At 59.3% G+C, this 20,549-nt stretch carries 19 protein-coding genes and 1 pseudogene; 6 read left to right on the forward strand and 14 right to left on the reverse strand.

Annotated features, from left to right (window positions below):
* Positions 1-181 precede the first annotated feature (181 nt).
* On the reverse strand, positions 182-946 hold the full coding sequence (locus JZI28_RS16620; protein ID WP_297340819.1) for a DUF1013 domain-containing protein: 765 nt from the start codon (positions 944-946) through the stop codon (positions 182-184).
* Positions 947-1,091: 145 nt separating this feature from the next.
* Between JZI28_RS16620 and JZI28_RS16625 the strand changes: the two genes are divergently transcribed.
* On the forward strand, positions 1,092-1,739 hold the full coding sequence (locus JZI28_RS16625; RefSeq protein ID WP_375698327.1) for a ribonuclease T: 648 nt from the start codon (positions 1,092-1,094) through the stop codon (positions 1,737-1,739).
* Between the two features lie 384 nt (positions 1,740-2,123).
* Here JZI28_RS16625 and JZI28_RS16630 read toward each other — a convergent pair whose 3' ends face one another.
* Entirely contained in the window at positions 2,124-3,113 is a 990-nt protein-coding gene (locus JZI28_RS16630) for an NAD(P)H-quinone oxidoreductase (RefSeq protein ID WP_375698328.1), read from the reverse strand.
* A gap of 165 nt (positions 3,114-3,278) precedes the next feature.
* A complete protein-coding gene (locus JZI28_RS16635) occupies positions 3,279-3,977 on the reverse strand; it encodes a COQ9 family protein (RefSeq protein ID WP_295452820.1) in 699 nt (232 codons plus the stop codon).
* Positions 3,978-4,128: 151 nt separating this feature from the next.
* Between JZI28_RS16635 and rpsU the strand changes: the two genes are divergently transcribed.
* On the forward strand, positions 4,129-4,335 hold the full coding sequence (rpsU, locus tag JZI28_RS16640; RefSeq protein ID WP_008207378.1) for a 30S ribosomal protein S21: 207 nt from the start codon (positions 4,129-4,131) through the stop codon (positions 4,333-4,335).
* A 530-nt stretch (positions 4,336-4,865) separates the two neighbouring features.
* Here rpsU and JZI28_RS16645 read toward each other — a convergent pair.
* Complete coding sequence (locus JZI28_RS16645) at positions 4,866-6,089, reverse strand: cytochrome P450 (protein WP_375698329.1); 1,224 nt, start codon at positions 6,087-6,089, stop codon at positions 4,866-4,868.
* 28 nt (positions 6,090-6,117) lie between these two features.
* On the opposite strand from JZI28_RS16645, the gene JZI28_RS16650 reads away from it, so the two are divergent.
* Complete coding sequence (locus JZI28_RS16650) at positions 6,118-6,630, forward strand: MarR family winged helix-turn-helix transcriptional regulator (protein ID WP_375698330.1); 513 nt, start codon at positions 6,118-6,120, stop codon at positions 6,628-6,630.
* 113 nt (positions 6,631-6,743) lie between these two features.
* Here JZI28_RS16650 and ppk2 read toward each other — a convergent pair whose 3' ends face one another.
* From ppk2 to JZI28_RS16665, 3 genes and pseudogenes are all read right to left on the reverse strand, one after another.
* Positions 6,744-7,661, reverse strand: a complete 918-nt coding sequence (gene ppk2, locus JZI28_RS16655) for a polyphosphate kinase 2 (RefSeq protein ID WP_295452202.1) — start codon at positions 7,659-7,661, stop codon at positions 6,744-6,746.
* Between the two features lie 259 nt (positions 7,662-7,920).
* On the reverse strand, positions 7,921-9,510 hold the full coding sequence (locus tag JZI28_RS16660; RefSeq protein ID WP_353397814.1) for a GMC family oxidoreductase: 1,590 nt from the start codon (positions 9,508-9,510) through the stop codon (positions 7,921-7,923).
* 120 nt (positions 9,511-9,630) lie between these two features.
* A pseudogene (locus tag JZI28_RS16665) lies at positions 9,631-10,088 on the reverse strand (Lrp/AsnC family transcriptional regulator).
* 136 nt (positions 10,089-10,224) lie between these two features.
* On the opposite strand from JZI28_RS16665, the gene ald reads away from it, so the two are divergent.
* Positions 10,225-11,343 (forward strand): alanine dehydrogenase, encoded by a 1,119-nt coding sequence (ald, locus tag JZI28_RS16670; protein WP_375698331.1) that lies wholly within the window; start codon positions 10,225-10,227, stop codon positions 11,341-11,343.
* Between the two features lie 228 nt (positions 11,344-11,571).
* Positions 11,572-12,378: a mechanosensitive ion channel family protein gene (locus tag JZI28_RS16675; RefSeq protein WP_375698332.1), complete on the forward strand. Its 807-nt coding sequence runs from the start codon at positions 11,572-11,574 to the stop codon at positions 12,376-12,378.
* Positions 12,379-12,454: 76 nt separating this feature from the next.
* Here JZI28_RS16675 and JZI28_RS16680 read toward each other — a convergent pair whose 3' ends face one another.
* From JZI28_RS16680 to JZI28_RS16695, 4 genes are all read right to left on the reverse strand, one after another.
* Complete coding sequence (locus JZI28_RS16680; protein WP_375698333.1) at positions 12,455-12,907, reverse strand: hypothetical protein; 453 nt, start codon at positions 12,905-12,907, stop codon at positions 12,455-12,457.
* Positions 12,908-13,023: 116 nt separating this feature from the next.
* Positions 13,024-13,557, reverse strand: coding sequence for a GNAT family N-acetyltransferase (locus JZI28_RS16685; protein ID WP_375698334.1), 534 nt, complete (start codon positions 13,555-13,557; stop codon positions 13,024-13,026).
* Complete coding sequence (locus JZI28_RS16690) at positions 13,554-14,003, reverse strand: YtoQ family protein (RefSeq protein ID WP_375698335.1); 450 nt, start codon at positions 14,001-14,003, stop codon at positions 13,554-13,556. Before JZI28_RS16690 ends, JZI28_RS16685 begins: the two co-directional genes overlap by 4 nt.
* A gap of 69 nt (positions 14,004-14,072) precedes the next feature.
* Positions 14,073-14,711: a class I SAM-dependent methyltransferase gene (locus JZI28_RS16695; protein ID WP_295452223.1), complete on the reverse strand. Its 639-nt coding sequence runs from the start codon at positions 14,709-14,711 to the stop codon at positions 14,073-14,075.
* A gap of 87 nt (positions 14,712-14,798) precedes the next feature.
* Between JZI28_RS16695 and JZI28_RS16700 the strand changes: the two genes are divergently transcribed.
* On the forward strand, positions 14,799-15,677 hold the full coding sequence (locus JZI28_RS16700) for a LysR family transcriptional regulator (protein ID WP_375698336.1): 879 nt from the start codon (positions 14,799-14,801) through the stop codon (positions 15,675-15,677).
* Positions 15,678-15,733: 56 nt separating this feature from the next.
* Here the strand turns inward: JZI28_RS16700 and pheT are convergent, their stop codons facing one another.
* From pheT to pheS, 3 genes are all read right to left on the reverse strand, one after another.
* Positions 15,734-18,130: a phenylalanine--tRNA ligase subunit beta gene (gene pheT / locus JZI28_RS16705; RefSeq protein WP_375698337.1), complete on the reverse strand. Its 2,397-nt coding sequence runs from the start codon at positions 18,128-18,130 to the stop codon at positions 15,734-15,736.
* Positions 18,131-18,379: 249 nt separating this feature from the next.
* Positions 18,380-18,997 carry a hypothetical protein gene (locus JZI28_RS16710; protein ID WP_375698338.1) on the reverse strand — a complete coding sequence of 206 codons (618 nt, stop codon included), beginning with the start codon at positions 18,995-18,997 and terminating at the stop codon, positions 18,380-18,382.
* Between the two features lie 135 nt (positions 18,998-19,132).
* The gene (gene pheS / locus JZI28_RS16715; RefSeq protein WP_295452232.1) at positions 19,133-20,206 is read right to left on the reverse strand and encodes a phenylalanine--tRNA ligase subunit alpha; all 1,074 of its coding nucleotides are present in this window, start codon (positions 20,204-20,206) and stop codon (positions 19,133-19,135) included.
* Positions 20,207-20,549: the final 343 nt, after the last annotated feature.

The following is a 20,549-nucleotide window of genomic DNA, read 5'->3' on the forward strand; positions in this document are numbered from 1 at the left end:
TGCGCTCTCCTGTAGCTGATCCAGTGTGAAACTAGGGGCGGTCAGGCGCAAAAACAAAGAGATTATTGTTTCGGTCACAATGACCTTTCCCCACCGGCGCCAGCCACGCAAACCGGGCAGCAAAAAAGGCCACACCCAGGGGGCATGGCCTTTGAACCTCTGCGCATCAGAGCAGATACGATTAACCGCGTGGGTCATCCGAATTGTCTTCGTCGTCTTCGTCATCCGCATCGGGAAGGTTAAAGAAGCTATCCGCATCGACCATAGGATCAGCCGAGGGGCGCTCATTGCCGCCACCCAGAGTAAAGGTTTCGAGACCTTCAATCCCGGCAGGGATCTTGGGTTCGGCCTCCGCCCCCAAAGACTGCTCGGTGGAGACCAGCTTACGGCGCTCATCATCGTTCATCACGCCGCCTTCGGCAGCCTTCTTGGCGGCGGCCTTTTGTACAATCGAGTCCAGTTCGGACTGTTTGCACAGACCCAGAGCAACCGGGTCAATCGGCTGCATGTTGGAGATGTTCCAGTGGGTGCGCTCGCGGATCGACTGGATCGTCGGCTTGGTGGTGCCTACCAGTTTGGCAATCTGCGCATCCGACAGTTCCGGGTGGAACTTTACCAGCCAGAGGATCGAGTTGGGCCGGTCCTGGCGTTTGGACAGGGGCGTGTAGCGCGGGCCACGGCGTTTTTCTTCACCAGCCGCTGCAGCGTTGAATTTAAGCTTCAGCTTGTACAGCGGGCTGGCCTCGGCCTTATCGATCTCGTCCTGGGTCAGTTGATTGTTGGTCACCGGATCAAACCCTTTGACCCCAGTGGCCACATCGCCATCCGCAATGCCCTGAATTTCCAATTCGTGCATGCCAACAAAATCCGCGATCTGTTTGAAGCTGATCGTTGTATTGTCCACCAGCCACACAGCGGTTGCCTTGGCCATCAATGGTTTTGCCATGTGCTCATCTCCTAAACTGCACCCTGTCCCAACATACAACTTTCCCGCCGCCTGAATTAGGCTGCCCCGGTGATTTGGGGTCGGTTTCCATTGTCGGGGAACTTCAATCCTATATAGTCGCGCTGTTTTCATAAGGAAAGAGGCGATGCACAGGTTCTTGTTCGCAGCTATTTTGGCTCTCACCGGGGTATTTGCCCCCGCCGCCTGGGCAGAGGGCGACAAGGCGGGTGAGTTTGACTATTACGTACTGGCGCTCAGCTGGTCGCCCAACTGGTGCGAGATCGAAGGCGATGCCAAAAACTCCGATCAATGTGATCCGCGCCATGATTATGGCTGGACCCTGCACGGGCTCTGGCCGCAGTTCCATCGCGGCTGGCCCTCCTATTGCAACACCGCCGAGGCCCCACCACGGCGCAGTGATACTGCACAAATGGCTGATATCATGGGGACTCCCGGTCTGGCCTGGCACCAGTGGAAAAAACACGGCACCTGTTCCGGCCTCAGCGCGCGGGCCTATCTGGACCTGTCACGCACGGCCTATGACAGCGTCAACCGGCCGGAAATCTTTCGCAAGCTGGAGCGCCCCGTGACCCTGCCTGCCACATTGGTGGAACAGGCGTTTTTGCAAGCCAACCCGCAGTTTGATGCCGACAGCGTCACCGTGACCTGCCGTGATCACCACATCCAGGAGGTCCGCCTGTGCCTGTCCCGCGACCTGCAGCCCGTGCCCTGCGGGCGTGACGTGATCAAGGACTGTTCGCTAAAGGATGCGGTTTTTGCGCCTATTCGGTGATTCCTGGCACAAGCCGGTTGCCTGGCTCGTGCTTCTGAACGTTGCACTGCCCTGGGTCAGTTCCTACATCCTCACAACGACGTTGCAGCACAGCAGCCAGCGCCAAGTTCTGTACTGGCTTGCGGTGATTCTACTGTTCACATGCAATCAGATTGCCGCCCGTATGTGGAACAAGTTTCGCTGGGCCTTTTGGACCCTATCAGCGCTGAATTTGTTTGCGATCCTAATGGGAGGGCTGGCCTTCGCCACCATCGCCCAACAGATCCCATTGCTCCTGCGAACGCTTTGGGTCATGTCCAACAGCTAGGTAGGCGGCCCCCAACAGATCAAAAGCTCCCCCGCGCAGCCAAACCTTGGTGGCCTGCGCGGGGAAAGTTTCAGAACTCAGCTTCCAGCGACCTTCAGCACGATCTTGCCGATATGGCCTGAGCTTTCCATCCGGGCATGGGCGGCGGCGGCCTCCTCCAGGGGGAATTCGCTGTCCATTACCGGTGCCAGTTTGCCGGATTCAATCAGCGGCCAGACCACCTCGAACAGATCCTGGGCAATGCGCGCCTTGGCCAGATCGCTTTGTGGCCGCAGGGTGGATCCTGTCACCGTCAGGCGCCGGGCCATGATCTGGGCAAAGTTCAGCTCGGCTTTGGGACCGGACAGAAAGGCGATATGCACCATGCGGCCATCATCGGCGAGGGTCTTGATATTGCGGGGAATGTAGTCGCCGCCCACCATATCGAGGATCAGATCAGCACCGCCCGTCGCGCGCAGCACCTCGACAAAATCCTCGGTTTTGTAGTTGATCGCCCGCTCGGCGCCAAGATCCAGACAGGCCTGGCATTTTTCATCCGACCCGGCGGTGGTAAAAACCCGCGCGCCCAGCGCAGTGGCCAGCTGGATCGCCGTGGTGCCAATGCCCGATGATCCACCGTGCACCAAAAACCGCTCGCCCGCTTTTAGTCCGCCACGGGTGAAGACATTGGACCAGACGGTGAAACAGGTCTCTGGCAGGCAGGCCGCCTGTTTCAGGCTCATACCACCCGGGATGGGCAGGCAATGCGCCGCCGGGGTTGCCACATATTCGGCATAACCGCCGCCGGGCAACAGGGCACAGACCCGGTCGCCAATTTCCAATCCGGTGACCCCAGCACCCAGGGCGACAACTTCGCCTGAAGCCTCCAGCCCTGGCAGATCGCTGGCACCGGGAGGCGGGTTATAGGCCCCGGCCCGTTGCAGCGCATCCGGACGGTTGACCCCTGCGTAGGCCACTTTCAGCACCACCTGACCATGCGCTGGCTGCGGCATTGGCCGTTGGCAAAGGGTCAACACCTCTGGCCCGCCGGGGCTGGAGATTTCAATGGCACGCATTGTGTCGCTCATATCTGGATTTCCTTATTGCTGTGGTCCGGTGGTCAGCTCCGGCCGCTATCTTGATTTGCACGCTACCCTGATCGCTTTGCCGGGCAAAGCCCAGCCGGATCCTGCGTCACAAACCGATGGCGCTGAATTCAGGCCTAAACCTACCCCGCCTCCAGGCCCCTGGCCCTAGTCCTGGCGCCCCGGCAGATCATCCTGCGCCGCAGGCGGTTTGATCTGGGAGGACAGCCATTCAGGCCCCGCCAGCAGCGGCTTGAGCAAAGGATTTTTGCGCAGGCCTGCCTTTACCTTTTCAAACTGCATCACGTTGTCGATGCGCCGGTCCAGAAACTCCCAGGTCGCCTGATGGTCAGGGCTATCGTCCCCCAGCCAGTACAGCAGCGTCGAGGAATAGACCCCCGACAGAATGGTGCGCTTGCTGTACCAGTTCAGATCATCCGAGGCGTCGCCCAGCGCTGTCCAGATCGCATCACAAGTGCCCCAAACGGCCTTGGCCCCCGCTGCGGCATGTTGCGGCAAAGCAAACAGCGTCACCCCCCGGCGCACCGCTTCTTTATCGTCGGCCACCTCTAGCCGATAGCGCACCATGGCAGCGATTCGGTCACGGAACCGCAGCGCCGACAGGTCGCTCTGCGCCAGACGCGCCAACATCATCTGATCACCGCGCCGGTGATAGGCCAGGGCCAGATCCACCGCGCCACGGGGGCAGATCGCCCGCGCCAGCACCGGATTGGTGCCGGTGTCGGCAATCGCCGCCTCAAATGTTGCCTCGGACCAGCCATCAAACACCACATGCAGCAGCGCTGCATCCAGCAATTGGCTCATCAGATCGCTCGGCTGGTCTGTCTGATTTTCCTGGCTGCTCATGGGGGATCTCCCGAAATGAAAGTGATGAGGCCCCCGGTATCTGGGGAGTCGCGCCCTGATATCACAGTACTAGACAACATACAGGAGCTTTGCTATATGGCCACTTCCTGCAAATCCTTGCAACTCTATCTAGAAAGGTGGTGAAAACCACATGCAGGTTAGTGTTCGTGACAACAATGTCGATCAGGCGCTCCGCGCTCTGAAGAAAAAGCTGCAGCGTGAAGGCGTCTTCCGCGAAATGAAGCTCAAGCAACATTTCGAAAAGCCGTCCGAGAAAAAAGCGCGCGAGAAAGCTGAAGCGATCCGCCGTGCCCGTAAACTGGCGCGTAAGAAAGCACAGCGCGAAGGTATGCTCTAAGCTCCTTCTATCGGCCTTTTTGGCTTCCAGTTCTTTTCTGGACACAAAGTTGATGACCCCCGCGCCATGGCTCGGGGGTTTGTCATTTCTAGCACCCCTTATCCAGACCGCCAGCTATCCCGTCTACCGCCCTTCCGCGCAGGCCGCTTAGCACCATGGACGCACCCGCTTTGCTTGCTGAGCAAAGTCGTGACGGCCTGTCTTTTCAGCCTGTAGGCAAAAAACCCCCTACAGCTAAACTTAAGCGTGTATTTTTTTCACACAGGTTCTATACTGGATGCATTGGGCGACACCTCTGGGTTTCCCCGCCCATGTGCTTGCAGCCGGATTTGGAACACCCGGCTCTACCCGAGGTGACATAGCGCACCCCCTAGTTATTAGGCGCGCCTTGCCCCCCTGCGCTCAAGGCATATGTCACCTCGGGACCTTTTCCTTCTTTCCCCGAGCCTTGCCCGTATTGCTCCCCGCGACTGCCGGGTTTCAAATTGCGGACCTCACCCCTTGCCCGGATCCGCTCACCGGCTGGGCGCTCAGTTTGGCGGGACGGACCAGGTAACCGGAACTGAGATTGGTCCTCGAAAGGCCCAGCCGCCGAACTGGGTATCTCCTGTAAGGCGCAGATCCTGCGTCGCCTCGAACAGCATCGGCAGCGCCACTTGGCTGATGAGCGCCTTGGACAGCCAGGCCCCGGCGCAGAAATGCGGCCCGGCCCCAAAAGAAATCGCGGCAGCGCAATCGCGATGCAAATCAAAGGCATCGGGCCGTTCAAAGATGCGTTCATCCCGATTGCCCGAGCCATACATCAAAAACACCCGATCCTCTGGCAGCAGGGTCGCCCCCTGCAGTTGGTATTCTTGTGCCACCCGGCGCGGCGACATCCCAATGGGAGAAATCCATCGCGCGTATTCCTCAAAGGCCTGCATCCAGGAAATCTGCCCCGACAGAACCTGTTGCAGCTGGTCGCGGTGGCGCAACAGGGCCCAGACCGTGCCGGCAATGGCATCGCGTGGTTCATTCTGGCCGCCAGAGATGGCAAGCTTGATATTGGCCCGTATCGCCGCATCCTTGAGCCCTGCCCGTTGCTGCACCGCCAAAAGAGAGCGATCTTCGGGATCCAAAGGTTGCGCCAGCCTGGCGCTGATGCAGGCATCAATCCTGTCGGTTGCTGCGTGGCAGCGGCGTTCAATATCGGCATCGCCTGCATAATTGGCACAGCCATCAATCATATGCTGACTGACCTGATCCATCTCAAAAGCTGTCAAATTGGTCAGCCCGGTGATCCGCTTCAGCGCCTCACCCGAGACAACCATCGCGTAGTCACGCACCAGGTCACAGCCGCCCTGGGGCACCAGCTCCGCAAGCACATCCTGGGTCAGGGTCTGAAACTGCGCCAACCAGTGATCACGCACCGTTTTGGGAGAGACCGTGGGGAAAATCGCCCGGCGTTCTTGCATATGCGCGTCGCCATCTTTGCGCATCATGTTCTCGCCCATCAACTGGACCATCAACCCATCCGGCTGCTCGGAGGAGAAAACCGCCACTTTCTTTTCTTGGTGAAAAATGTCGTCGCGGCGTGTGATCAAATAGGCCTGCAGCTGCGGCACATAGACCACCGCAGCCCGCTTTCGCATCTGGGCAAGGTCGGGATAGGGGTCCTGCCAAAACCGATCAAGGTCAATATCATACCGTTCAGCCCGCTCCATCACCGCCCCCTTGTTGTGCATGTCTTCACTGAAAGGTGAGTGAGTTGTCATGTCAACACGTGAGCTCTAAGATGGAGCCATGAGTGAGAGACAATCCCTGCCTGACGATATGTTCCTGGTCACCGCCACCGGCAGCGCGGAAGATCCAGCGGCGCCAACGCTGAGCCTGCGCAACAGCCCTGTTGTGCTGGTGACCTTTGCCGGCAACCGGCTGACCCGGGAAGCCACCCGCGCCTATCAGGCCGAATTTGGCATCGGCGTGATGGACTGGCGTATGCTGGTGATGCTGACCCGCAGCCCTGGCTGCTCTGTCGCCCAGGCGGCCCGCCTTACAGGCATCGACAAGGCCGCCGTCAGCCGGTCTTTGCAGCGGCTCGAAAGCACCGGGCTGGCACAGTCTGAGGCCCAGAGCGGAGATGAGCGGCGCAAGTCCTGGAGCCTCACCCCAAAAGGCCAGGATCTTCACGGCAAAATCCTGCCCCGCGCGCTGGAACGTCAGCAGGATTTGTTAAAAGGATTCACCCCCGAAGAGACCGCCCAGTTTATCACCTACATGCAACGGTTTCTGGCCAATATCGAAACCTCACCTTAGGCGCCCCTGCGCTGTGCCCTCAGGCACAGCGCCAGGCCCAACAGTGTGGGGCCTTCGTCAGAAGGTCGCTAAGCTGGCGGGAGCCCCCCCCTTTGCCTTTATGACCTTAGATCTTAGTAGATTTTTGGCACATACAGCTCATCCGGCAGCACCCGGCGTTCATAATCAGGATTATACTCCCGATCCGGCAAAGACACTTTTTCGCTGCTCACCTCTTTATAGGGGATCTTACTCAAAAGATGCTCGATGCAGTTCAGGCGTTCGCGCTTTTTGTCGTTGCCTTCAACGATATACCATGGCGCCTCGGGGATGTTGGTGCGCTCAAACATCTCTTCTTTGGAGGTGGTATACTGTTCCCAGCGGATGCGGCTTTCCAGATCCATCGGAGACAGTTTCCACTGTTTCATCGGGTCGTGAATGCGCATCATGAATCGCAGCTGCTGCTCTTCATCGGTGATCGAGAACCAGTATTTCAACACGATGGTGTTTGAACGCACCAGCATGCGTTCAAATTCCGGCACATCTCGAAAGAAGGTTTCCACCTGGTCGTCGTCGGCAAAGCCCATCACCCGTTCCACCCCGGCGCGGTTGTACCAGGAGCGGTCAAACAACACGATCTCACCGCCCGCAGGCAGATGTGGCACATAGCGCTGGAAATACCACTGGCTTTGCTCCCGTCGGCTGGGGGCCGGCAGCGCCACTACCCGCGCCACCCGCGGATTGAGCCGCTGGGTGATCCGCTTGATCACCCCGCCCTTGCCGGCACTGTCGCGCCCTTCCATGATCACCAGCACCTTGGCACCAGTCTCCACCACCCAATCCTGCAGCTTGATCAGCTCTGCCTGAAGCCGCAGCAGGTTGCGGAAATAGACTTTGCGATCCAACATCTCCGGGTGCTGTTCGCGGTAGATCTTGCGCAGCTCCATGGACAACATCGGTTCGGCAAATTCAATTTCGATATCCTCGTCCAAAGTGTCCTGCAGCTCAGCCTCAAGCCAATCATAGGAGTCGGAGTCGATATCGCTGGTCACAGGCGTATTCCTTATATTGTGTTGTCTTTTGTCGATCCCACTACCAAGCCAGTGTGATCCTTTGATGTCACGCGCAAAAAAAACTGCGGGATCGCGACTGTTGAGCAAAGCCGCGTCTGGTCAGTCAAATCGGGACCCGTCACGGCACTCTGCCATGGGTCAATGGAACCGCGTTTCCCCCTGGGGTGCAACCGCAATTTCTGCGGTTGCGACATCCCGGCACCACTGCATCGCCCCTCTGCTCAAAGGATCAGCAGCGCTAACCGCGCGCAGCCGCAAGGATCAGATCCGCAGCCTTTTCACCGATCATGATACTGGGGGCATTGGTATTGCCGCTGGGAATGGTGGGCATGGCGCTGGCATCCGCCACCCGCAGCCCTGTGACCCCTCGCAGGCGCAGCTCTGCATCCAGCGGCGCGGTGTCCTCTGCCCCCATATGCACGGTACAGGTGGGGTGAAAAATCGTGGTGCCAATTTCCCCGGCGGCCTTTACCAGATCCTCCACCGCATCCGAAGCCCCCCCGGGCTTCATCTCCTGCGGGCCATAGCCCTGCATGGCCGGCTGCGCCATAATCTGGCGCGCCTGTCGGATTGCCGCCACCGCCACCTGACGATCGCCCTCGGTGGACAGGTAATTTGGCGCAATCTCAGGCGCCTGATGGGGATCGTCCGACGTGATCTGCACCGTGCCCCGGCTTTCAGGCCGCAGGTTGCAGACACTGGCGGTCAGCCCGGGGAAATCATGCAGCGGCTGGCCAAAGGCCTCCAGTGTCAGGGGCTGCACGTGATATTCCAGATCCGGAGTTGCCAGATCAGGACGCGAGCGCGAAAACGCCCCCAGCTGACTCGGCGCCATCGACATCGGCCCCGAGCGCTTCAGCGCATATTCCAAGCCAATCTTGGCCTTGCCCAGTGTTGAGTTCGCCAGGGTGTTCAGGGTCTTTCCTCGCTCCAGCCGCCAGGCACAGCGCAGTTGCAAATGGTCCTGCAGGTTGGCGCCCACCGCTGGCATATCCCGCTGCACCGCAATGCCGTGGCGCTGCAACAGCTCCCCCGGCCCCAGCCCGGACAGTTGCAGGATCTGCGGCGAATTCACCGCCCCGGCAGACAGCACCACCTCAGCACGCGCCCGCACCTGATGAGTGCTGCCGCCCTTGTCATATTCCACGCCAACCGCGCGGCCGTCCTCGATCAGGATGCGACGGGTATGGGCCTTGGTCTCAACCTTCAGGGTGCTGCCAGTGACCGTGCGCAAAAAGGCCTTGGCGGTGTTCATCCGCCAGCCGCCGCGCTGATTGACCCGGAAATAGCCGACGCCCTCGTTGTTGCCGGTGTTGAAATCGGTGACTTTGGGCAGGCCCCAGCTGGCGGCAGCCTGCATCCAGTCGTCCAGGACATCCCAGTGCAGCCGCTGGTTTTCCACCCGCCATTCGCCGCCAGCGCCATGCATTTCAGACGCGCCGTCCACATAGTCTTCGGACTTTTTGAAATAGGGCAGCACATCGTCCCAGCCCCAGCCCGCCAGCCCACGCTGGCGCCAGCCGTCATAATCCGCCGCCTGCCCGCGCAGATAAAGCATGCCGTTGATCGACGAACATCCCCCCAGCACCTTGCCACGGGGATACAGCAGGCTGCGCCCATTCAACCCTGCCTCGGCAGCGGTGCGATACATCCAGTCGGTGCGGGGATTGTCGATACAATAGAGATAGCCCATGGGGATATGGACCCAGTGATAATTGTCTTTGCCGCCCGCCTCCAGCAGCAGGACCTTATGGCCTGCTTCGCTCAGCCGCTTGGCGACAACACAGCCAGCGCTGCCAGCGCCCACCACGATATAGTCCCACTCCATCGCCCGTCTCCTGCCTCAGTTTTTCCGCAACAGACCACAGATGCACCCAGCGCGACAGAGGGAAATCTGCAAAACCCACTGTCATCAAAGCCTTGACCCTCAGAGCCTTGCCCGTTGCCCCTAGACCGGCAGCGCGGTGGTTTTGAACACGGTCCGCAGGGCAAAGCTGACTGCATCTGCGCCACCCCCGGCAGCCGGGTCAGGTGCTGGCGATGGATACGGGCAAAATCATCGGTATTTTCGGCAACAACCTTAAGCAGGTAGTCTGCGGTTCCGGCCATCAGATGGCACTCCAGCACATCCGGAATACGCGCCACCGCCCGTTCAAATGCATCCAGCAGCTCATCCGCCTGGCTTTGTAATGTAATCTCGACAAAAACCGTGGTAGGCACCGCCATCTTGCGAGCATCCAGCAGGGCAACGTAGCTTTTAATATAGGCGTCGCTTTCCAGCCGCTGCACCCGCCGATGGCAGGCGGAGGCCGACAGGTTTACCCGCTCGCTCAGCTCGGCGTTGGAGATCCGCCCCTGCCGTTGCAGAACCTGTAGAATCCGACGATCCGTGTTATCAAGAGACATTTCTTCAAAGATCCTTGCTAGGTTCCGCCCGTTTAGGTGAAGATTCTTCGAATGTCATGTTTTTATTCCGCCCAAAAAAGCAGCATCTGTTGCCAGACCTGCGTCAGACTGACGCTAAGGAAACGGAGGATAGATAATGAAAATCGGCTGCCCCACAGAGATCAAGCCACAGGAATTCCGGGTTGGCATGACGCCTGACGCGGCCCGCGAAGCGGTCAATCATGGCCATCAGGCCCTTATTCAAAAGGGTGCCGGTCTGGGTGCCGGCTTTACCGATGAGGATTACATCACCGCCGGGGCAATGATCCTCGACACCGCCGAAGAGATCTTTGCCAATGCCGACATGATTGTGAAGGTAAAAGAGCCGCAAGCGGTTGAGCGCAAGATGCTTCGCGAAGGTCAACTGCTGTTCACCTATCTGCACCTGGCCCCCGATCCAGCGCAAACCCAGGACCTGCTGGCAAGCGGCTGCACCGCCATCGCCTATGAAACCGTCACCGACGCCTCCGGCGGCCTGCCCCTGCTGGCGCCCATGTCCGAAGTAGCCGGCCGTCTGGCGCCGCAGGTCGGCGCCTGGACGCTGCAAAAGGCCAACGGCGGTCGCGGCATTCTGATGGGCGGCGTGCCCGGCGTGGCCCCGGCCAGGGTTGTGGTCATTGGCGGCGGCGTTGTCGGCACCCACGCGGCCAAGATCGCTGCTGGCATGGGCGCGGATGTCACCATTCTGGACCGTTCTCTGCCCCGGCTGAAATATCTCGATGATGTCTTCGGCCGCGACTTCAAAAACCAGTATGCCACCGCCGGTGCCACCGCCGAGCTGGTCCGCGAGGCCGACATGGTTATTGGCGCTGTGCTGATCCCGGGCGCCGAAGCCCCCAAGCTGGTATCGCGCGCCATGCTCAGCGATATGAAGCCCGGCGCGGCATTGGTGGATGTGGCCATCGACCAGGGCGGCTGTTTTGAGACCTCCCGTGCAACCACCCATGCCGATCCGATTTATGAGGTCGATGGCATCATGCACTACTGTGTCGCCAATATGCCCGGCGCGGTTGCCCGCACCTCGACCCAGGCGCTTGGCAATGCGACCCTGCCCTTCATGCTGAGCCTGGCAGACAAAGGCTGGCGTCAGGCCTGCGAGGATGACCCGCATCTGTTGAACGGTCTCAATGTCCATGCCGGCAAGCTGACCTACAATGCCGTTGGTAAGGCCCTGGGGCTGGATGTGATCTCGCCGACCCTGGCGCTCAAATCCTAACCCCCCCGCCAAACTGATGGCCCGCCAGTTTCCACCGACCGGCGGGCCGTTTTGTGCTCAGACGGTAACACGCAGATACTGTTGCCGGGCGCGGATCATAGGCATAATTTACAGACGCAGGCCCCCAGATCACTTTGGGGGCCTTTTCTTATGGATCTCCCCTTGTCTGGATCCGCCCACCTGTGCTTCATCCGCGCAAAACCACATAACCGGAAGAGTGAGACTGATATGGACGATATGATTGAAAAGGGCTTTACCTACTGGCCCATGGTGCTGAACGGCGGCAAGGCCCTGGCCGTTCTCATCATTGGTTGGATCGCTGCCGGAATGGTGAGCAGCGCCCTGCGCAAACGCATCAATGCCACCCCAGAAATCGACGCCACCCTGGGTAATTTTGTTGCCAGCATGGTGCGTTGGGTACTGATTGCCGTGGTGATGATTGCCGTACTGGGCATCTTTGGCATCGAAGCCACCAGCCTGGTGGCGATGATGGGCGCGGCCACTCTGGCGATTGGTCTGGCGCTGCAGGGCACGCTGAGCGATCTGGCCGCCGGTTTCATGCTGGTGTTGTTTCGCCCCTACAAGATTGGCCAATACGTCGATATTGGCGGCACATCAGGCACGGTTAAAGATCTCAACCTGTTTGTGACAGAGCTGGCAACACCGGACAATGTGCAGATCATTATTCCCAATGGCCAGGCCTGGGGCGCGGTGATCACCAACTTCTCGCACCACGCAACCCGCCGTGTTGATATGGTCTTTGGCATCGACTACGGCGACAGCGCCGATGCGGCCAAAGCGATCATTCTGCAACAGGCCGCTGCGGACAGCCGTATCAAACAGGACCCCGAGCCATGGGTGCGGGTGACCAATCTGGGCGATAGCTCGGTTGATCTGACCACCCGCGTCTGGGTGGATGCAGCCGATTACTGGGAAGTGAAATTTGCCATGACCCAGGCGGTGAAAGAAGCCTTTGACACCAAGGGTATCTCGATCCCCTATCCCCACACTGTGGAAATCAAACGCGACTCCTAATTCTCCCGCCCGTCATCGGGATTTTGAAAAACCCTCTTCCCGTTGGGCCCAGCACCCCGCCTTTGGCGGGGTGTTTTTACGAAAACGGAGGGCGACCACCCAGATTTGTCATGCCGTCGGCATCTGAAAAGGCCCAACGAGAGGCCAGCAGCTGGAAGCTTCTGTGGTCCCAGCCGGAAACATCCCGCTGAAACCGCGACCGCCAAGAGCCTTCGACATGTATCGGCAGCCGGATTGCATTGACCTCTGGTGGCTTGCGGCCTGCTTTTGCAGCTGCTTGGCTGGCCTGGACAAACATGGCTTTCACCCGGCTCTCGATCGGCAGGGCCTCTTTGGCACGACGCCCAGCAAAGATCACAAAGACCTCTCTGGTGTTGTCGAGGTAGCCACGCACCACAAGGTCGCCACGACTGCTGCGTTTGATATGCGGCACCAAAGCAACCCGAAACTGACCCAGGTCCTTTTTGAACAGGCCCTGGTCTTCACTTGTGACTGTAATCTCTTTCGGCGCGCGTCTTCGGTTCTGCATAGGTATCGTCCGTTGGAGCCCCAGAGCGGGGCTCACCAAGTGGTGGGATAAGAATGTGCTGCGCCACAGTCTAGACAGCGCCCGTTAACGAGTGGTTTTTGCCGAGGCCAAACGCTTTAAAGTGCCGCAGTTTTTTGACGGGACATGATCAGGATCCTGTCGCCAAAATATGTGGCCTCTCCAGAGGTTTGATACCCTTGTTTTGCCGCAACCTGCTGCGAGGCCGCATGTTCAGGTGCAAAAATTGCCACCGTCTGTGCCCAGTCCTGCGTCTGGTCGGCCCAGTTGTGGATGCAGGCCACCGCTTCGCTGGCAATTCCGCGCCCATGGGCCTGTGTCGCCAGAACCCAGCCTGCCTCGGGGACATCCGGCAGCGGTGGCGCCACCGCGCGGCGATAATTGGCAAAGCCAACCTCCCCCAGGAACGCGCCGCTGTCACGATCGCAAACCACCCAATAGCCATAGCCCAAAGCCTGCCAATGGCCCATGTAGCGCAGCAGTCGCGCCCAGGACTGTTCAGGGCTGTTGGGGGTGCCGCCGATGTATTTCACCACGACCGGGTCGGCCCAGAGCGCCGCCACATCGTCAAAATCCTGCACCCCATGTGGGCGCAGGATCAGCCGCTCTGTCCACAAGGTTGGAGCTGTCATTTGGGCAGCGTGCCCTGCAACACATAGGTCAGGATCTCTACCACCTGGCGCGGCTCATCCGTCACCGCCAGGGCTGCGGCATGGACCTCTTTCAGGGCGTGCTGATGCTCGGGCTGGCTTAGCACGATGATGGATTTCCCCAACGCCGCCGCATAACCCGCATCAAAGGCTGCGTTCCACTGTTTGTATTTCTCGCCAAAGCGCACCACCACCACATCCGCATCTTCAATTCCTTTACGGGTGCGAATGGCGTTGAGCTTGGCGCCCTTGTGATCGTGCCAGAATTTGTTGTCCTCAGCCCCCATAATCGCCACGCCACAATCATCGCTGGCGGCATGGTCTGTCACCGGGCTTTGAAAGCTCACATCCTGCCCCTTGGCACCTTCGGTGATCTGCTCGCGCCAATCGGTATGGATCTCGCCAGAAAGATAAACGTTGAGTGTCATGTTGCGCTCCTGCTCCAGTTGGTTTGCCCCAGACCTATGTCGGATCGCCCAGCCGCACCAGAGCACAAATCATAGACGGCGGGCCACGATATAGCGCCCCAGCGTCGAAACCGGGTAATTTGCGGTTTCAACCAGCTCAAAACCGGCGGCCTCAATCGCTGCTTCAAGCGAGGGGATATCGAAAAAATGCACCGGGCTGGTTGGCGCTTTGCCAAGAAGACGCATCACCGGGATCATGACCTTGAATGACCAATATTTGGCACTGCTCCGCGATTCCCTTAGGCAGGGTGTCTTGGATATGAACAAAGCGCCCTTTGGCAGGCGCGCAGAGACCAGCGCCAATGCGGCCTGCAAATCGGGCAGCAGGTGTAAAAGGTTATGCGCCAAGACCACATCATATGTGCCCTCTGGGGCCTGCGCCACGCTGCCCTGATGAAACTGCATGTTGCCCACCCCGGCGGTGGCGGCCCGCTCCCGTGCAATGGCAAGCATGCCCTGTGACAGATCTGAAACGGTGATCTCTGCCACTTGGCTCGCCAGCTCAATTGCTGTCGAGCCCGTACCGCAGCCCAATTCTAAAACCCGATCATCAGGTTTGAGGTAGCTACAGGTACGCGCCAACGCCTGACGATAGGCCGCCACATCGCGAATAGGATTTTGAGCATATTTGGGGGCAATTTTGTCCCAGAACGGTGCGTCGGTTTTCATCCAGTCTCTCCTGATTTACGCCCAGCTTATCCATACAGAAACAACATATAAATTGCTAAAATTCGGGGATAACTTATACATATTTGCATGAACAAACCTGACTGGACCCATATTCGCGCCTTTCTCGCGACTGCCGACGCTGGCACGCTGTCAGCAGCAGCGCGCCAACTGAGCCTGACCCAGCCAACCCTGTCCCGGCAGGTCTCGGCACTGGAAGAAAGTCTGGGCGTCATGCTGTTTGAGCGCCTTGGGCGCAGACTTGCCCTAACGGATGCCGGGCGGGAACTTTTGCCGCATGGGCGCAAGATGTTAGAGGGTGCCGATGGGCTCTGCCTTGCCGCCAGTGCCCAGGCGCAGTCCATCGAAGGCACAATCCGCATCACCGCCAGCGACATGATGTCAGCCTTTGTGCTGCCTCCTGTGTTGCAGATACTGCGCCAACAGGCCCCACGTCTGTCCATCGATATTGTGGCCGCAAATGACATCCGCGATTTGATGCGGCGTGAGGCTGATATTGCCATTCGCCATGTGCGCCCTGACCAACCAGAGCTAATCACCCGTCTGGTGCAAGAGGCCACGGCGCATTTCTACGCCGCGCCCAGTTACCTGGCTCGCCGAGGTCAGCCCGGCTCACTGGCCGCGCTGTCTTCCCATGAATTTGTAAATTTTGGAGATATCCAGCGTTCTATCGAATTTCTTGCACCGCTTGGCGTCCACCTGACACCAGATAATTTTCGTATCGGGTCCAACAGCGGGCTCGCGGCCTGGGAGCTGGTCAGGCAGGGCTTTGGCATTGGAGCAATGGCAGATGATGTTGTCGAACACTCCAGCGGCGTCGAACGGCTGTTGACCGATCAGCCCCCCATCCGCTTTCCCGTCTGGCTGACAACCCACCGTGAGCTACACAGCAGCCGACGCATTCGTCTGGTCTATGATCTGCTGGCCGAGTTCTTTGCAGCAAAATAAAACGCGCCCCGAAAGGCGCGTTTTACTGCGTTGGATCTGATAGCGCCAGACCGGCACTAGCCCCGCAGGGTGCCGCCTGTGGCCTTAGTCACCTTGGTAATGATCTTCTCGCTCACTGCCTCGATGTCCTTTTCCTTCAGCGTCTTGTCACTGGGTTGCAGGCGCACCGTCAGGGCCAGGCTCTTTTTGCCCTCGCCCAGCGACCCACCAATGAATTCGTCAAAGATACGCACATCGGTGATCAGCGCCTTGTCGGCACCAGAGGCGGCATTGACCAGCGTCAGCGCTTCGACCTCGGCATCGACCACAAAGGCAAAATCACGCTCGACCGCCTGCAGATCGCTTTGTCCCAGAGCAGCCCGGGTGGCGCCACTTTTGCGCGGCAGCGGTACTTCATCCGGCCAGATGCTGAAGGCAACAACCGGGCCTTTGATCCCCATGGCATTGATCACCTTGGGGTGCAGCTCGCCAAAGATGCCCAGCACCTTTTTGGGGCCGAGGCAGATCTTGCCGTGACGGCCGGGATGCCACCAGTCCTGTGCGCCGCGCAGGATCTGCACCTTGGCAGGGGCACCGATGGCGGCCAGGATGGCTTCGATATCGGCCTTGGCGTCAAAGGTATCAACGCCGCGCGCCGCGCCATGCACATCCTTGGGGCCGGTGTTGCCCACCAGAATGCCCGAAATCAGATTGTGCTGCTCGCCCGGCTCGCCGCCGTGGAAGGCCGGACCAACCTCAAACAGCGCCAGATCCATGAAGCCACGCGCCTGATTGCGCGCTGCCGCCTGCAACAGGCCCGGCAGCAAAGCAGGGCGCATATGGGACATTTCCGACGAGATCGGGTTGGCCAGCATAGTGGCGTCATCGCCGCCGCCAAACAGGGCCGCCGAAGCCTGGTCGATAAAGGTGTAGCTCACCACCTCGTTATAGCCGAGGCTGGCGGCGGTGCGCCGCGCCATCTGCTGGCGGCGCTGCTGCGGGGTCATCACGGCCTTGGGGATTCCATCAGTCATCCGTGCCAGCGGCTTGCCCTGCAATTTGGTCAGCGAGGCAATGCGCGCAACCTCTTCCACCAGATCCGCCTCGCCCTGCACATCAGGGCGCCAGCTGGGCACATGGGCCATATTCCCTTCCAGGCGGAAACCCAGGCGGGTCAGGGTCTGGCGCTGATCGCTTTCGGGGATATCCATGCCCACCAGCGACTGCACCCGTTCCGCATCCAGCCTATAGGCGCGGGAGTGATCGGGCACATCGCCTGCAATCACCACCTCCGAGGCCTCGCCACCGCAAAGCTCCAGAATCATCTGGGTCGCCAGATGCAGGCCCTGGATGGTGAACTCAGGATCGACGCCGCGTTCAAAGCGGTAGCGCGCATCCGAGTTGATCTTGAGCGCGCGACCGGCAAGGGCGATCTGCACGTGATCCCAAAAGGCGCTCTCGAGGAAGACATCCACGGTCTCATCCGTACAGCCGGTGTCTTCGCCGCCCATGATGCCGGCAATGCTTTCGGCGCCGTTGTCATCCGAGATCACCATCTGCCCGGGCGCAAAGGTATATTCTTTCTCATCCAGCGCCTTCAGGGTCTCGCCGCCTGCGGCGCGATGCACCCGCAGATTGCCAGCGACCTTGGCCGCGTCAAAGACATGCAGCGGGCGGTTCTGGTCATAGGTGAAGAAGTTGGTGATATCGACCAGCGTCGAGATCGGGCGCAGACCAATCGCGGTCAGCCGATCCTGCAGCCACTGGGGGCTGGGGCCGTTCTTGACGCCTTTGATCAGGCGACCGGTGAACAGCGGGCAGCCATCCTGGGTATCCTCATCAATGGTAACCTTGATCGGGCAGGCAAAGCTGCCGGCGACGGGGGCAAAGTCTGAGGTTTTCAACGTACCAAGCCCACGGGCCGCCAGATCACGGGCAATGCCGTGAATGCCCAGCGCATCGGGGCGGTTTGGAGTGATGGCAATCTCGATCACCGGATCCACCTTGGCGGGCTGGTTTTCCGCCAGCCAGTCAACAAAGCGATCCCCCACTTCGCCCGAGGGCAGCTCGATAATGCCGTCGTGTTCATCCGACAGCTCCAGCTCGCGCTCAGAGGCCATCATACCAAAGCTTTCGACGCCGCGGATTTTGCCGACGCCAATGGTGATGTCGAGGCCGGGAATATACATGCCCGGCTTGCAGACCACCACGGTGATGCCTTCGCGGGCGTTGGGGGCGCCACAGATGATCTGCATCTCGCCCTCATCCGTGTCCACTTTGCAGACCCGCAGCTTATCCGCATCCGGGTGCTTTTCGGCGTGTTTCACATAGCCCAGGGTAAAATCCTTGAGCCGATCGCCGGGATTGCTGATCTCTTCGACCTCTAGGCCAAGGTCCGTCAGGGTTTCAGCGATCTCATCCACTGATGCGTCAGTGTCGAGGTGATCTTTCAGCCAGGAAAGAGTGAATTTCATCGGTCAAGAGTCCTATGGCAAGCCATGCGTATACAGGCATAGGCAATGACAAAGATTGACGCCCGGCGCAAGTCTTGCTGGCCCTCCCCGGCATGTCAGTGGGCGACTGCGGCGCAAATGCGTTGGGCGGGGCCCTGCGACTGCGTTGCAGATCATCGCAAAGGGCAGCGCCTGACCCTGGGTGGGTGCAAAGCGCCCTCCCGTGGGGAGGGTCGCCTATCGGCCGGAGTAAAAGCGCCAGATCGTGCCTCACATACCGCTTGCGCTCACAAATCGGCGGCTACGAATACGGATCTGCCCCGGCAAGTTAAACGCTCCTTTTCGGATCGCATTCAAGAGCCGGTTAACAATGGCGTCCATACCCTCTGCAGCCTTTTTTTTTCGTTCCTCCAATACCTTTGAAACCTCAGCTGCAGGAACGCTATCCGCTTCGCGAAAAAGCTCTGTAAGATCCATCGCCAGTGTCTTGAGCATTTCATGTGCCTCCTCGATAAAATCTGACAACATGTTCAAAATCGTCAAATCTATTAGCATTGAAGCCTTCAAGGCTCCTCTCTCCAGCTTTTCCTTAGCCTTGAAGCATTCATCTATGCCCAAACGCATGTCATTAGGGTTCCCAGCTCGAATCCGAGAAACTGCTTTCTGCAAATCGTAAATTAAATCAAACACTTCTTTGTATGCGGCCCGTTGCTCCAGCGCTATCTGTAGCTTTCGATCACGCTCCTTTTGCCAAGGATAAGCATAGAACGCGATGATAAGAGCTGTTGCACTTGCCAACAGTGTCGGGCCCCAATCGGGGAAACTCCCTAACCACCCAAAATCCCTGCAAACATTCTCACAAGCCGTCATCACTTCAACAGAAGCCATTCGCTCAAACCCTCAAATCAGTGCTTTGCAATTTTGAGGAGAGCATAGCGCCCGAACCGGGGTGGGCGCAATCGCGCCCGCCCATGGGGCGGGTCGGGCGCGACGCGGGGCTGACGCCCCACGAAACAGGTATTATTAACGGCTCAAACCACCATGCAGGGTCGGCACGTCCAGACACTGGAAACCGTAGTGGCGCAGCCAGCGCAGGTCGCTGTCAAAAAAGGCGCGCAGGTCGGGGATGCCATATTTCAGCATCGCCAATCGGTCGATGCCGATGCCAAAGGCAAAGCCCTGGTAGATATCAGGATCAATCCCGCCAGCGGCGATCACCTTGGGGTGCACCATGCCAGAGCCCAGGATCTCCATCCAGTCGTCGCCTTCGCCGATCTTTAGCTGACCATTGTCCCAGCTGCAGCGAATATCGACCTCGGCAGATGGCTCTGTGAAGGGAAAGTGCGAGGCGCGGAAGCGCAGCTCGACGTCGTCCACTTCAAAGAAGCTTTTGACAAACTCTTCCAGCACCCATTTCAGGTTCGCCATGGAGATGTCTTTGTCCAACGCCAGGCCTTCGACCTGGTGGAACATCGGCGTGTGGGTCTGGTCATAGTCGGCACGATAGACACCGCCGGGGCAGATGATGCGCAGGGGCGCGCCCATTTTTTCCATCGACCGGATCTGCACGGGGCTGGTGTGCGTGCGCAGCACATGCGGCGGGCGGTCGTCGCCTTCCGCACGGTGCATGTAGAACGTGTCCATTTCGGCGCGGGCCGGGTGGTGGCCGGGGATGTTCAGCGCGTCAAAGTTATACCAGTCGGTATCAATGCGCGGCCCTTCGGCAACGGAAAAGCCCAGCTCGGCAAAGATTGCGGTCAGCTCTTCCTGGGCCTGGCTGATCGGATGCAGGCTGCCCTGACGCGAGGGGCGGACCGGCAGGGTCACATCCAGCCATTCGGTGCGCAGACGTTCGTCCAGCGCGGCATCCGCCAGACCGGCCTTTTTGGCAGCAAGGGCCGAGTTGATCTCATCCTTCAGCGCATTCAGCGCCGGGCCGGCCACCTGGCGCTCTTCGGGCGTCATCTTGCCCAGCTCGCGCATCTTCAGTGCGACTTCGCCTTTTTTACCAACGGCGGCGAGACGGATGGTCTCCAGCGCGTTTTCATCGGCAGCATCGGCGATCTGCCCTAGATATTTTGCTTTAAGATCGTCCATGACGGTCCCCTGAGTTTTGGCTTATGCTCTGCTACCACAGGTGGGCGCGAAAGCAAGACCATGGCTGCGTTCCGTACCGCCCTGACGCGGGTTGAACCCCAACAATTGCGCCGGAAACTGGGTTGTCGCTTGCAGACCAGGGTCACGCGCCCTCCCCATGGCGCTGTTTCACTGTGCAGGGCGCAATCGACGGCCTGTCCGGCGGGCCAAATCCTCACCTCTGACAGGTCCGGTGTTTGCCCCATATAAAAAGCCCGCTCCCGATAGGAGCGGGCTTGGTCGCCGGTGCTGTTTCAGACCTGATCTGCGTGACTTCAGACCAAGCAGGTCTAGTTCAGCAATT

This window comes from Pseudophaeobacter sp. TrK17 (assembly GCF_042192375.1).
Classification (GTDB): Bacteria; Pseudomonadota; Alphaproteobacteria; order Rhodobacterales; family Rhodobacteraceae; genus Pseudophaeobacter.

What these genes read in the sequence shown, in the direction of transcription:
- JZI28_RS16620 (WP_297340819.1), bottom strand. Translation starts at nt 946, where the DNA reads ATGGCAAAACCATTGATGGCCAAGGCAACCGCTGTGTGGCTGGTGGAC.
- JZI28_RS16625 (WP_375698327.1), top strand. Translation starts at nt 1,092, where the DNA reads ATGCACAGGTTCTTGTTCGCAGCTATTTTGGCTCTCACCGGGGTATTT.
- JZI28_RS16630 (WP_375698328.1), bottom strand. Translation starts at nt 3,113, where the DNA reads ATGAGCGACACAATGCGTGCCATTGAAATCTCCAGCCCCGGCGGGCCA.
- JZI28_RS16635 (WP_295452820.1), bottom strand. Translation starts at nt 3,977, where the DNA reads ATGAGCAGCCAGGAAAATCAGACAGACCAGCCGAGCGATCTGATGAGC.
- rpsU (WP_008207378.1), top strand. Translation starts at nt 4,129, where the DNA reads ATGCAGGTTAGTGTTCGTGACAACAATGTCGATCAGGCGCTCCGCGCT.
- JZI28_RS16645 (WP_375698329.1), bottom strand. Translation starts at nt 6,089, where the DNA reads ATGACAACTCACTCACCTTTCAGTGAAGACATGCACAACAAGGGGGCG.
- JZI28_RS16650 (WP_375698330.1), top strand. Translation starts at nt 6,118, where the DNA reads ATGAGTGAGAGACAATCCCTGCCTGACGATATGTTCCTGGTCACCGCC.
- JZI28_RS16660 (WP_353397814.1), bottom strand. Translation starts at nt 9,510, where the DNA reads ATGGAGTGGGACTATATCGTGGTGGGCGCTGGCAGCGCTGGCTGTGTT.
- ald (WP_375698331.1), top strand. Translation starts at nt 10,225, where the DNA reads ATGAAAATCGGCTGCCCCACAGAGATCAAGCCACAGGAATTCCGGGTT.
- JZI28_RS16675 (WP_375698332.1), top strand. Translation starts at nt 11,572, where the DNA reads ATGGACGATATGATTGAAAAGGGCTTTACCTACTGGCCCATGGTGCTG.
- JZI28_RS16680 (WP_375698333.1), bottom strand. Translation starts at nt 12,907, where the DNA reads ATGCAGAACCGAAGACGCGCGCCGAAAGAGATTACAGTCACAAGTGAA.
- JZI28_RS16685 (WP_375698334.1), bottom strand. Translation starts at nt 13,557, where the DNA reads ATGACAGCTCCAACCTTGTGGACAGAGCGGCTGATCCTGCGCCCACAT.
- JZI28_RS16690 (WP_375698335.1), bottom strand. Translation starts at nt 14,003, where the DNA reads ATGACACTCAACGTTTATCTTTCTGGCGAGATCCATACCGATTGGCGC.
- JZI28_RS16695 (WP_295452223.1), bottom strand. Translation starts at nt 14,711, where the DNA reads ATGAAAACCGACGCACCGTTCTGGGACAAAATTGCCCCCAAATATGCT.
- JZI28_RS16700 (WP_375698336.1), top strand. Translation starts at nt 14,799, where the DNA reads ATGAACAAACCTGACTGGACCCATATTCGCGCCTTTCTCGCGACTGCC.
- pheT (WP_375698337.1), bottom strand. Translation starts at nt 18,130, where the DNA reads ATGAAATTCACTCTTTCCTGGCTGAAAGATCACCTCGACACTGACGCA.
- JZI28_RS16710 (WP_375698338.1), bottom strand. Translation starts at nt 18,997, where the DNA reads ATGGCTTCTGTTGAAGTGATGACGGCTTGTGAGAATGTTTGCAGGGAT.
- pheS (WP_295452232.1), bottom strand. Translation starts at nt 20,206, where the DNA reads ATGGACGATCTTAAAGCAAAATATCTAGGGCAGATCGCCGATGCTGCC.